The 12546-nt window shown below is 37.3% G+C and carries 11 protein-coding genes; 7 read left to right on the plus strand and 4 right to left on the minus strand.

Translation table 11 applies throughout. The features are described 5' to 3' along the window. Positions 1 to 139 precede the first annotated feature (139 nt). Positions 140 to 1786, minus strand: coding sequence for an alpha/beta hydrolase (locus RIV7116_RS22290; RefSeq protein WP_015120584.1), 1647 nt, complete (start codon positions 1784 to 1786; stop codon positions 140 to 142). A gap of 349 nt (positions 1787 to 2135) precedes the next feature. Between RIV7116_RS22290 and RIV7116_RS22295 the strand changes: the two genes are divergently transcribed. The 5 genes from RIV7116_RS22295 (at position 2136) to RIV7116_RS22315 (ending at position 4500) form a co-directional block, all read left to right on the plus strand. Then, positions 2136 to 2456 (plus strand): helix-turn-helix transcriptional regulator, encoded by a 321-nt coding sequence (locus RIV7116_RS22295; RefSeq protein ID WP_015120585.1) that lies wholly within the window; start codon positions 2136 to 2138, stop codon positions 2454 to 2456. After that, on the plus strand, positions 2456 to 2959 hold the full coding sequence (locus RIV7116_RS22300) for an SRPBCC domain-containing protein (protein ID WP_015120586.1): 504 nt from the start codon (positions 2456 to 2458) through the stop codon (positions 2957 to 2959). Before RIV7116_RS22295 ends, RIV7116_RS22300 begins: the two co-directional genes overlap by 1 nt. Before the next feature lie 29 nt (positions 2960 to 2988). Beyond that, complete coding sequence (locus tag RIV7116_RS22305; protein WP_015120587.1) at positions 2989 to 3630, plus strand: glutathione S-transferase family protein; 642 nt, start codon at positions 2989 to 2991, stop codon at positions 3628 to 3630. Between the two features lie 91 nt (positions 3631 to 3721). Further along, positions 3722 to 4060: a cupin domain-containing protein gene (locus RIV7116_RS22310; RefSeq protein ID WP_015120588.1), complete on the plus strand. Its 339-nt coding sequence runs from the start codon at positions 3722 to 3724 to the stop codon at positions 4058 to 4060. 29 nt (positions 4061 to 4089) lie between these two features. Beyond that, positions 4090 to 4500, plus strand: coding sequence for a nuclear transport factor 2 family protein (locus RIV7116_RS22315; protein ID WP_015120589.1), 411 nt, complete (start codon positions 4090 to 4092; stop codon positions 4498 to 4500). Positions 4501 to 4693: 193 nt separating this feature from the next. Here RIV7116_RS22315 and RIV7116_RS22320 read toward each other — a convergent pair whose 3' ends face one another. Continuing rightward, the gene (locus RIV7116_RS22320) at positions 4694 to 6829 is read right to left on the minus strand and encodes a S8 family serine peptidase (protein WP_015120590.1); all 2136 of its coding nucleotides are present in this window, start codon (positions 6827 to 6829) and stop codon (positions 4694 to 4696) included. A gap of 293 nt (positions 6830 to 7122) precedes the next feature. Between RIV7116_RS22320 and RIV7116_RS34095 the strand changes: the two genes are divergently transcribed. Further along, complete coding sequence (locus RIV7116_RS34095; RefSeq protein ID WP_015120591.1) at positions 7123 to 7758, plus strand: peptidoglycan-binding protein; 636 nt, start codon at positions 7123 to 7125, stop codon at positions 7756 to 7758. Positions 7759 to 7814: 56 nt separating this feature from the next. On the opposite strand, the gene RIV7116_RS36545 is transcribed toward RIV7116_RS34095, so the two are convergent. Further along, positions 7815 to 8033 carry a hypothetical protein gene (locus tag RIV7116_RS36545; RefSeq protein WP_015120592.1) on the minus strand — a complete coding sequence of 73 codons (219 nt, stop codon included), beginning with the start codon at positions 8031 to 8033 and terminating at the stop codon, positions 7815 to 7817. 67 nt (positions 8034 to 8100) lie between these two features. Here RIV7116_RS36545 and RIV7116_RS22335 point away from each other — a divergent pair, with 67 nt between their 5' ends. Then, entirely contained in the window at positions 8101 to 8586 is a 486-nt protein-coding gene (locus tag RIV7116_RS22335) for a GNAT family N-acetyltransferase (protein ID WP_015120593.1), read from the plus strand. On the opposite strand, the gene RIV7116_RS22340 is transcribed toward RIV7116_RS22335, so the two are convergent. Continuing rightward, positions 8538 to 12536 carry a filamentous hemagglutinin N-terminal domain-containing protein gene (locus tag RIV7116_RS22340; protein ID WP_015120594.1) on the minus strand — a complete coding sequence of 1333 codons (3999 nt, stop codon included), beginning with the start codon at positions 12534 to 12536 and terminating at the stop codon, positions 8538 to 8540. The two genes, RIV7116_RS22335 and RIV7116_RS22340, sit on opposite strands and share 49 nt — an antisense overlap. Positions 12537 to 12546: the final 10 nt, after the last annotated feature.

The following is a 12546-nucleotide window of genomic DNA, read 5'->3' on the forward strand; positions in this document are numbered from 1 at the left end:
GGGGGAAGAGAGGGAAGAAGGGGGAGAAATAAATTCAATCCTCATTACTAAATAGTAATTGCTCACTGCTCACTGTTCACTGCTCACTGCTCACTGCTCACTGTTCACTGCTCACTGCTCACTGCTCACTGTTCACTGTTCACTGTTCACTGACAACTGTGTCTATGACTTTTGCAGCTTCGGGGGGAATTTCTGTAACTAAACGAAATGGGAATTCTTCGGTGGAAGCAATTTGAGCGTAATCTGCTGTAAGAAACACTTTATACTCATCAGCTTCTGGAGTCAGTTGAGCAGCAAAGGCTAAAACAATGGCTTTGACGAATTTACGAATATCCGCAGCTTGTTCCCCAATTACTTCACCACCAGTCAAAGGAGTATTGGGTTTTCCTTCTTGGCTTACGGTAGCCCTGGGATCTTTTACGCTCAGATGTGTTGCTCCAACTATACCAACCAACCATTTTGGTGAGGGAATTTTACGGAAACCGATTATCTGCTCGGTTAAAGCTGGGTTGGTTTTATCGGCAGAACTCGCTAAAACTAAGGTGGGAACTGCTACAGATTTTAATCCTGTTTCACCAAACATCAAAGAGCTTGTGGGATTGAGAGCAACTATACTTTTTACTCGTTCGTCACGCAGCTGATAGCTATTTTCTGGTAATTCCTGAGCTATACATTGAAGCCCTTGCCCAAAGCTCAAAATCGCTAAATTCCCCTGACAGCGTTTTCTAAGACTTTCTGGTTGCAAACGCGCTCCACCTATTGATAAAGCTGTTCCACCTCCGAAAGAATAACCCACCACCATGACTTTATCGGTTGCGAGTTTTCCTTTGAGAGGATTATCAGCTGTTTTATTAATCTTTTCTAATTCATCTATTACAAAACTAATATCTTGAGGACGTTCTAAAAATTCTTGTGGTTTTAAAAGTCTGGTTTTACCGGCAATTGCAGCATTGGTATTCGCTTCGTTACTACCAGGATGTTCTACTGCTGCAACTACAAAACCATAAGATGCAAGGTGCAAGGCTAAATAGCGTAATTCATGGCGCACCGAACCCATACCGTGACTAAATATGATAACTGGCTTGTCTGCACTCGCAATATTTGACCAATATATATCAACGGGTAAGTCTCTATTTCTTTTGCGATCGTTCAAATTTAAATTGATTTCTTTAACTTCACCGCTTCCCGGTTGAGTGGCATCAAAGGGTAATGAAAGTTCGGGTTCTCTACTCGCTAGCTGAGGTGCGATCGCACTCATAAACTGTTGAGTTTGCCAAAATGCTGTATTTAAATTTTTGAATACTCTAAATGCTTGAGATAAATCAATTTCTAAACGTTTGCTTGGATAAGCAGCTATAGAAGAAAGCAAAGAAAATCCATTTGCTTCGCTAGCACCTAAAATCAAACTTTCTCTAAGGGCTTTTGCTCCCGCATCATCTTCTCTGTATATTACTGTTGCTAAATCTTCTAAAATTGTCGTCCCAATTTGAGTGCTAAGTAAATTACTCATTGTCGCAACATTAATTGGAACTTTTGTTCTTAATGCTCCCACAATTAAACTGCGCTGTTCTTCAGATAATTTATTAGTGTAAGATTTGAAACTCTGGGGAAAATCCCCCGTCTTGACTATGTTTTCTAATTCAGCAATTGAGATAGATTCTGCAAACGAACCGTAACGTACTACCACGGTTTCTGCTGCCTGTAATGGTTTATCTGCCAACTGTCCAATCATTAAAGTACAAAATAAACTTACAAATATCTTCAAACATCTCCCACTATATTTCATTTATATTTGTACCCTTCTTGATATTTGCCTACGCAAAAATACTGACACAATACTGAAGTAATATAAGCGCGAGATTTTAGTTTTAGCTTATTAATTCTATGAGTGACAACAAAATGAATAGCCTGCATTCCAACAAACAACAATAGAAATAATCTGACAATCTTGTTTCGTACCTATAAACAATGATTCAGGAAAAATTAACATCTTTAAATATTGACATTTAAGCAATTGCTTAACTATAATTATTAAGCGATGACTTGAATTTAATTTGAGTAAATTTACGTATTCATTTATGAAGGTAATTTTATAAATGCTTTACATATAGATGAATTATCAATTTTAAGTTGACATGAGCAGACAATGCGCTAGTGCAGATGTTTTTCAAGTAATAGCAGATCCAACTAGAAGAGCAATATTGGATTTATTGCTTACTGGAGAGCAGCCTGTAAAGCAGTTAGCCGAACCCTTCGCGATGAGTTTGCCAGCGATTTCTCAGCACTTACAAATTTTATGCGAAGCTGGCTTAGTAGAAATGCGTAAATCTGGTCGTCAGAGGTTATATAAGCTCAAGCCAGAACCGTTAAAACAAGTTTCGCTTTGGCTTACTAATTACGAACAATTCTGGGAGCAAAAACTTGATGCTCTGGGTAATTATTTGGAGAAAGATTAATGTTTGTAAAGTTAAATAAAGAGGTCTTTTATCCCCACCCTCCCGAAAAAGTTTGGCAGGTAATAACTAACAGTCGTGCTTTAGCCGCATGGTTAATGGAAAACGACTTTGAGCCGCGAGTCGGGTATAAATTTTGTTTTTACAGTCAATCTTTACCGGGAATAGATACGAATATAAGGTGTGAAGTCATTGAAGTTGATGAACCAAAGCGGCTGGTTTATACCTGGCAAGATTGCATGATGAATCAACCATCTACAGTTACTTGGACTTTGAAAGCTGTTGAAGGCGGTACGCAATTGCGTTTGCAACATCGAATTAGAGAAACTGCTGTTACTGGTGCAAGAAATCCAGTTTATTCTCAAATGCAATCTTTATCGAGCAAACCATTCCATAGTTTTATTCTTGAATCTTATTTAAATGGTGGATGGGAAGAAAAACTTTGTAATCAACTCCCGAAAATATTAAACCAAGGAAGATGGAAGAAGGAAGAGGCAAGAAGTTAAATACTTGAAGGTATATTCAAATAAAATCTATGCTGAAGTTTTACTACAATCCAATTTCTGTAAATGCTCGTCGAGTTTGGGTAGCTTTGCTCGAAAAGCAAATTCCCTTTGAGCTAATAAGAGTTAACCTTGATGGCGATCAGTTTGACGACGATTTCCAAGCAATTAATCCCCTAGGGCGAATTCCTGCGATATTAGATAACGGATTGCGGGTTGTCGAGTCATTGGCAATTTTAGACTATCTAGAAGCGAAGTATCCGACTCCATCGCTAATGCCTAGCGAACCTTCTGCAATTGCTATGGTTAGCACGATTAAAACAATTACTGTGGTTGAGCTTCAGCCTGCGACAATTCCTTTAAGTCGTTCGTTGGTAGGGCTTGAAGTTGAACCTCATAAGCTGGAATTAGCTCAACAGCGAGTAGCAATTATTTTGCAAATGTTTGAAGAGTTATTAGGAAAACAAACTTACTTTGCAGGAGAAGAATTTACACTCGCAGAAGTTGTAGCCGGAACATTAATTCCTTCCCTACGCTTAGAAAACTACCCACATTTAAAAGCTTATACACAAAGACTTGCTAAACGAGACAGTTGGCAGCAGACTGAGGCTCTTCCCGAAACAATTGAAGCAGCTCTTCCCAATATTCGAGAGATTTTGCAGCGCCGTTTCTAGCGATCGCCGTATAAACAAATCTATGAATATCTTGTGGAGTAAGCATCTTGCCTGTTCGAGTTTACCAAATTTGTCAACTATAAATTTATAAATGTCTCAACAAAATTTCATCGACACCAACAATAAAAAATGGGACAAACTCCCCTCTTTTCCGGCTACAGAAATACTCTCACTAGCTCAACCTGTTGCGGGAGGTTCAATTCATAAATTACACATGAGCGCCGGTACGGTGATTCCGGTTCATTCTCATCCCTGCGACGAGTATGTTTATGTCTTGGAAGGAACTATTGAAACCGCAGGCAGAGAGTGTAACTCTGGAACATTCTGGTTTACTCCTGCTAATACTAAAAACGGCTCCCACATAGCGATTACGGATGTAGAAATTCTGACTATTCGTCTGGGTGAAATGGGGAAATTTGAAAAGGATTAATTATAAAGACAGCAAAACAAAAAGTAAACATGGCGATAATTGTGAGTTCAAATCAAGAATTTCTGCAAAATTTATACGATGCCTTTAATAACCGTGAAATTGAAACAATTATCTCGTTTATGCGCCCGGATGTGAAATGGGCGAACGGAGTGGAAGGCGGTTTTATTTACGGACGCAACGCAGTGCGCGAATACTGGTGCAATCAATTCAAGGATATTCAAGCGGAACTTGAGACGCTAACATTCGAGACAGACGAAAATAATCGAAATGTTGTTACCGTTCATCAAGTCATCAAAGATTTACAAGGCAATTTACTTGCGGATACAACAGTTCACCAAATCTTTACCATTGAGGATGGTTTGATTAGCCTTTACGAAATTGGCGAAACTGAAACAATCAAAGAAATGATTCAAAAGGCGAGAAACTCCGATCGAAAATAGTAATGCTTCGATTATCAGTTTTAGCAATCGCGTTTTATCAAATCTAGGATTATTGCGATGATCCACAGCTTCGCTGAGTGCTTCGCTTCGCTCGCAATGACGATTTAAAGGGGTTAAAATCGCTGAAACGTGGAGAGTACTTGTGTGTACACTGTATCCTTAATAAGGAGAGGGAGTGAGGGTGAGGTTATGCTTATTTCCCATACTTCCTCAACTGACGCTGAACTTGCTTTACTGCTGTATGGGCGTTCACCAAACCGCTACCGAAGAAGTATTGCTCAATTGAAACTCCATCAGGAACTTTTCCAGAAAGTACTAGATATTTGTAAATCTCTTTTTCTCTATTAGAAAGAGAAAGTGCGTCGTAAGAAGCTGTGTGTTTGAGAATCGAAATGATATCTTTGCGACTTAAACGGCGCTGTGGATCTTCTCCTTTCATCAAAGCTATGATTCCGGCGACAACTGGAGAAGAAAAAGAAGTTCCCTCAACTCGCACATATTTGCCTCTCTTATCGAATGATGAACCCCAAGGAGATTTAGGTTGAATGAGAATACCTCGCCAAAAATTATCTGTTCCCGTGCCTCCAGTAGTGAGAATTGCACCGCGTAAGCCAATTTTTGCTCTCGTATCTCCACCGGGAGCAACCACTGTCAAACCATTTCCAAAGTTGCTGTAAGGTGCGCGATATCCATTGATATTAGTCGCACCAACTGCAATTACTCCTTTTACCGCAGCCGGAAAACTAACTTCTAAATCTGTTTCGTTTCCAGCCGCAGCCACAAAAACGATATTAGAGTTTTTATTCTGGGCGCGGATAATTGAATTTTTGACTTCTGCTGTTGGTAAAAAACCACCAAAACTCATGTTTATCACATCTGCACCCCTTGCTACAGCGTAGTCAATGCCTTCCACAACGTCGTACATTTCTATTGATTGTTCAAAACCATATAGAGGGTGGAACAAAGTTTTACCAATAGTTACTGGCAATATGCTTGCTTGAGGAGCAACACCGGATAGCCCATTTATTTCTGGGGAATTTGCTGCAATTACACCAGCAACAAAAGTACCGTGAAATAAACCCGTAACTTCGTAGCGTAAATAATCCCTGAGAATTTTTACAATATCTTTCCGACTCAAACCTATTTGTGGCTTATATCGTAAAAGCTTTCTTATTAAAGGGATGCCACCATACTTTTCTAATAAGCTATCGTCACTTAATCGATAGGAATCTTGGAAGATAGAGCCGAATGTAGAGAATTCTTTTTGGCTCATCTTAGTATCGGCATCATCGTCGGCGAAATCCCAACCATTCATTTCACCCCGACGTTTATCTTTTATATCTCCAGACTTATAGATATTGTTTACCAAGTCTGGATGATTCCATTGAATTAGAGAGTCAAGTACTGCAACAACAACTCCCTTACCAGCTTTGGAGTTACGCCAAGCTTCTGTTGCACGTATGCCCGTGCTGGGTAGAGATAAACCAGACTGCTTATATAAACCTCTGCTTAAACATTTATCTACATCATCAGTAAACTTAGTCAAACAAGCTCTTAAAGGATTGCTCTGAAGATGCCATTGTTGCAAGCGCAGATTAGTTTGAAAACCAAATTGCGGTTTTATTTGACCTTTTTTAAATCTATCTATTGCTTCTTTTGCTTTGTGAGAAACATCTTTATTTCGTAGCAAAATGAAGTTAGGTGTTGCGGATTTAACTCCTTTAGCTTGATAAACTTGATTGGCAACTTTTAAAATATCCGTTCCCGACTTAGTAGTAGATTTAACAACATAGCGATTTTTACTGAAGCGTAAAGGGCGGATTATTTCCAATTTATGTCGATTTAAAATTACCTGTTTTTCATAGGGTGAAATCTGTTCCTCGAAACTGACAATAATCTCGTTTGGTAGTATTATTTCTTCACTATGTTTCCGCCGAGAAAAAACTGGTAAAGTATTATCAACATAAGCTTTTTGACTCAAACGTAACTGCATGACAGTAGAATTACCGCCATTTGAAGCTAACTTCATTAGTGCATAATGCTTATTCAAAGGTTCTATCTCTACCTTTGCATCTCGATTGCGTCGAAAATCCTGTTGAAGTTTTATATACAGCGGTACATTAGTATTCCGTGTAGCTTCTGGCTTGAAAGCAACAGCAATAACATCGTTTCGTTGCTCTAAATGAATTTTTTTGCCATCATAATTATAAAAAAGTTCGCTCTGTTCTTGTGACTTTTTTACAACTAGAGTTTCCGCTCTCGAAGATAAATTACCTGTTAGCACCCATAAACCGCTCGCTAAGAGAATACCGGACAATAAACGCTTCATAGTTCGGGTACCTCGCAGGTGGGTTTGTAACACAAATAACTAGTAAATATAGATATTTGTTGTTAGATGATACTGTGTATATTTAGTATTTGTCTGCTACAAAAAACACAACAGATACTGTATTTAGCACGATTTTATCGATATATAATCAAGTAATTTTGATTACTAATCAATGATGATTTGCAATACAAATTGACAAGAATAGGTAAAACAAATCACCCTTGAGGGTACTGTAAATAATACATAATGTTTTTTACCATGTAAGTAATAGAACTTTTATCAAAAATAATCTAATGTCAGAAACTTACATATCAAAAGTCAACGTTGACTTGTGGAAACAAGAAGTAACACTGGAATGGACTGGATCGAATGCAGGGGCACAAGGCAAAGGTCCTTTTCACTGTACTCCCGGTGAAGGTATGCCGGGACTCAATTGCGATGATGTTGCAACCAGCAGAAAGGGCGGAACAAATTGTACTCCAAAAGGTGAATTCAAGGTAATTCGTCACGAGCGCCGTTTTAGCAAGTTTCCAGAAGCTGAATGGGTAACACGTTTTCAAGATGATTCTCGTGGAATTGCCCTTCATTACTATCCCAACGTTCCCGAATTTCCCGACTCCAACGGATGCGTTCGCATTGGCAACAAGGAAGCAGCAAAACGAATTCATGACAATACGAAAGCTGGAATATCTATTGTCAACGTACATGGAGAATTAAGACCAGATTTTCGTAATACCTTAAGACGTGGTTCTAAGAGTGAGGATGTGAGAAAGATGCAGCGTCAGCTAAGTAATAAAGGATATCAACTTTCAGTTGATGGCGATTTTGGTCCGGCAACCGAAGCAACAGTTAAAAAATTTCAAAGCGATAAAAGACTTGTATCCGACGGAATTGTTGGTCCTCAAACCTACGGCACACTTTTTGCTTAATGCTTTTGCGTTTATTAATTACTATTTATCAGCGATACACATTTGCGTATCGCTGATTATTTTTCATCATCAAAAGATACACAGGGACTATCGACTTCCTGCATTGGTTGAAAAGAATTACAGAAAGTTACCTTAGAACAATTAACTGGCAATTCCTCTGGATGAGTGCATTGCAATTTAGTATTTAACTTAGTATTTAAGAATGTATGAAAAGCACAGTCATTGCAAATAGTTTTGACAGAGTATGTTTTGCGTTTAATTAAATCTGACATCATTTTTTGAAAAAAGGGGAAAAATAGGATTATTTTAGGATTAACCACATCCGACTCGGGAGCAATCAAAATGAAGCATTTACCAAAGGGATGTATTCTCCGCAAAGCCACCTCTAAAGACGCTTCATCAATTCGCTGGCTGGTATTTAAAGCGAAACTTGACCCCACACAATTAAAATGGCAGCAATTTTGGGTAATCGAATTTAATAGCAATATAATAGCTTGCGGACAATTACGCAATTTTAACGAAGCTCAAGAACTTGGAAGTTTAGTAGTTAAAAACAACTGGAGAAATCGCGGTTTGGGAAGCTTTCTAAGTCAACATTTAATAGAGCAAGCAACTCAACCGCTTTATTTAGAATGTTTGGGTAAAAAATTAGTAGATTACTATCAAAAATTTGGTTTTGTAGCAGTAAATTTTCAAGATTTACCTTCATCTGTTAAAAGTAAATTTAGAATATCTCAGTTAGGGAAAAAGATTATTGGAGTTCCTGTAACTTTCATGAATTACTGCATCACGTCGCAATCAGATTGCTGCGAAACATTACTAGAATAACCTTTGGGTAATTGTGCAACGAATTCGATTTCGCCACGGGAATTTTCTATCCAGCCTTGTGCTTCGACAATTTTTTGACGTGAGGTTGATTTTTTGGGTGTTTCTAACTTAATTTTTCTTGTCTGCTGATTATTTTGATTTGTAAGCGTAACCCAATTTGCAATCGTCTCAAATTCTGTCAAAGGTTCATAGGGATTCAGGGGTAATCCACCTCTTCCTGTAGAGATAAAGCTACTAGCTGTTTCAGTTTGTTCTGAATTACAATCTCGAACAATTTCTTGGGATGCATCCACTAAACTGGTAGGTAATTCTATTAAACCTTGAGCCGGTTCTATAGCTGTTCTATTTATATTTATTTCACCGCTAACTCCTAATTCCGAACTTGCGGTAATGTCGCTAAATTTAGTGGGTCGATTTTGAGGAAAAATTCCAAAAATACCGTTGGTTTTTACATTAACCATACCACCTTTACCGGAAAAAGCATTGGCTGTAATATTGCTATCTTCTTCGGGTAAAGCAACAATAAATTTTGCGTCGATGTTGATATTTCCTCCATCACCACCAAGTTGTTCAGTACCTGCGTTGGTAGTAATCAAGCTACCGTTGCGTAGTATTAAAACGTCTTTTAAATTTATGTCAATATCACCACCATTACCCGATTTGGTTTCTGCTTCAATATCGCTATTATTTAGTAAAATTTTGTCTGCATTGATAACAAGTTCTCCTGCTTTACCGGAACCAACAGAACCACTGGTGATACCTCCACGATTTTGCGTTCGCGAGTTTTCTACTTGTAATAAAGAGGTATTTAAAGTTAGTCTACCAGCATTTCCTTCACCTCTTGTTGAGGTTTCTATTGCTCCTTGATTTCGGAGAATAACTTTTTCTGCGGTAATATTTATTTCTCCAGCATTTCCTTTACCTTCGGTAATCCCAATTAAACTATTACTCTTCTCAGGATTATCTTCAACTGATTTCGCGTCGTTTTCAAATAAAATATCGCGAGCGGTAAGTGTAATTTTACCAGCGTTCCCAGTCGAGTTTTCATCTGCAATGGCAATGATATTTGAAAAACTTTTCAGGGTTATGTTAGTAGCTTTAAGTTTGATTTCTCCAGCATTTCCCGTTACAGAAGTATCGCTGGTTATCACGCTATTATTATCTAATAAAATATCATTAGCTTCAATATTGATATTCCCAGCATTGGCGGGAGAACTAAAGTTATTATCCTCAGCATTCGCCTTGGAAGCAATCACGCTTTGATTGCTTAATATTAGAGAATTAGTAATTAAATTGATATTTCCAGCGTTACCTTCTCCATTTGAATCGCTGGTTAAAACACCTATATTGTCAATAAAAATTTCGTCGATAGCATTAATATTAATATCACCTGCATCACCCTTTGCTTCAGTTTTTGTAATAAAAGCTCCATCTGTTAAAGAAAATAATTTTGTATTAACAATAATTTTTCCAGCATTACCGTTCCCTAGGGTAGTACTTAGAATCGATCCTTTATTTAAATCGAATATATTGCTTTCAATTTTAATTAATCCACCATTTCCATTTCCTTGAGTAGTACTTGATATAGTACTTCTATTTTGTAACGAAACAGAATCGGCTTCAATGTTAATATCCCCAGCATTAGCAGGAGAAGTAAAGTTATTATCGTAAGCATTTGCCTTGGAAGCAATCACGCCTCGATTTAATACCAGAGAATTAGTATTTAAATTGATGTTTCCAGCGTCTCCTTCTCCATTTGAATCGCTGGTTAAAGCACCTCCATTACTAATCAAAATATTGTCGATAGCATTGACTTCAATATCACCTGCATTACCTTTAGCTTCGGTTTTAGTCGATAAAGCTCCATCTATTAGAGAAAATGATTTCGTATTAAAAATTATGTCTCCAGCATCACCATTTCCTAGTGTAGTGCTTTGAATTGGTCCTTGATTTAAATCAAATATATCTGTTTCAATTTTGATTAACCCACTATTGCCATTTCCTTCAGTAACACTACTAATTGCGCCGCTTTTTACTGATAAACGATTTAACTGTATATCGATGTTTCCAGCATTGCCATTTCCATAAGTATCGTTACTAATCGTGCTATCATCTTGGAGAGAAAGCGAATTACCCTTGATATTAATATCTCCACTATTACTAACACCATTCACCTTGTTAGAAATAGAACTTGTTTCCCTCAAAACAGAATTTGCTGCTTCTATATTAATTTCACCATTATTACCTGCACCAGACTTGTCTTTAACGATGTAACTTTTTTGCAGTATCAAAGAACCTTTCGTGGCGATCGCCATCGATTCTGAATTATTGGCAGCAGTATTAGTACTTAGAATCGCAGCATTAGATAATAAAATATCACCTGATGCTGAAGCATCAAATTTTCCTCCAGTGGTTTGCAACACCACACTTATTGCTTCAGAGTTTTTACCAATGCTTAATTTACCTTTACCATCGGCATCTCTATCTGCTTGAAATATTAAACCAGTCGTATCCAAAGCGGCTATTATGTTGCCTTCAGATAAAGCAATATCGTTATCTGCTGCAAATGTTAACGTTACTGGAGTATTATTATTGGTAATAATATTCAATTTATCGGCTTGAATATTTCCATTTTGATTACCCGTCTTTCTGGCTGTAATGGTAAGGTTATTTCCCGCAGTCAACTGTTTTTCTATAGTAGAACTATCTAATATAGTTGTATTATTTAGCGGCTGAAAAATTTCTAAATCATTCTTATCGGCAGTAGAATCAAAACTTGAAGTAGAACCAAAAAAAATATTCCCAGAATTGAGCAACCAATCACCATTTAAGCCGTTATTAGCATTAGTATCAACAGTTGTACCTGTAATATCTAGAAAATTATTTCCAGAAGTTTCAACTTTACCACCGTTACCATTATTTATTCCACCCTTGGCACTGAAACTTCCATAAACGCGAGTAGATTCTGATGCAAATATGCTGATATTCCCACCATCTCCTCTATTTAAAGCATTGCTCTGTAACAATGCTTCCGAATCAATATAAACTGCTTTTGTATCGCTATTTCCAATAATAATTTCACCACCACCCACAGTTCCAGAAGCATCAAAAAAGGAGTTTTCTAACAAACCAATTCTGTCTCCGAATACAGTGACTTTTCCACCCACTCCTTGCAAGTTTGATGCATCAATTTTACCTAGATTGATAACCTTACCGATACTATTTGTATTACCATCAATACCTAAAATTTCTCCAGAATTGCCTAAACTCACAAACCCTTGAGGAGAAATTGCAGCTATAGAAATTTGTCCACCCTTAGTTTTTAAATTGCCTAAATTTTCAAAACTATTACCAATCAGAGTGATATTTTTCCCTTCGCCGACAGTCAAACTACCTGAATTACTAATATTACTACTAATATTGCTATTATTTTCACCATATTGCAAGCCTAAAGGCAGATTCACTGTCAATAAAGGCTTATTTTTAGGATTTTTAGCGCTAAATTCGATATCATCCGCGAACTTTATACTATCTGCTGTAGTGCCAATGAAAGAACCACCAATATCAAGTTTGGCGTTTTCACCGAATGCAATACCGTTAGGATTAATTATAAATAAATTAGCCGTACCATTAGCTTTAATTAAACCATTAATATTAGAAATCGAACTCCCAGTTACCCGAGTAATAATATTATTGATCTCAACTGAATTATTAAAATATGCTTCACCACCATTAACTACTCCAAACTCTTGGAAGCTGTGAAACAAATTGCTTCCGGCAGTACTTCCACCTTCGATGATATTGCGGTTTCCTTGTTTTTTTACAGTAGAATTATTAATTAAAGTGCTATCAGGTATAATTTGAGCATCAGCACTATTCACCCAAAAAATACCGATATTAACCAAAGCCAACTTGAGAAGCCAGCCCCAATGAATACTTTTCTTTAACATTATAGTCAAC

This window comes from Rivularia sp. PCC 7116 (assembly GCF_000316665.1).
Taxonomy (GTDB): Bacteria; Cyanobacteriota; Cyanobacteriia; order Cyanobacteriales; family Nostocaceae; genus Rivularia.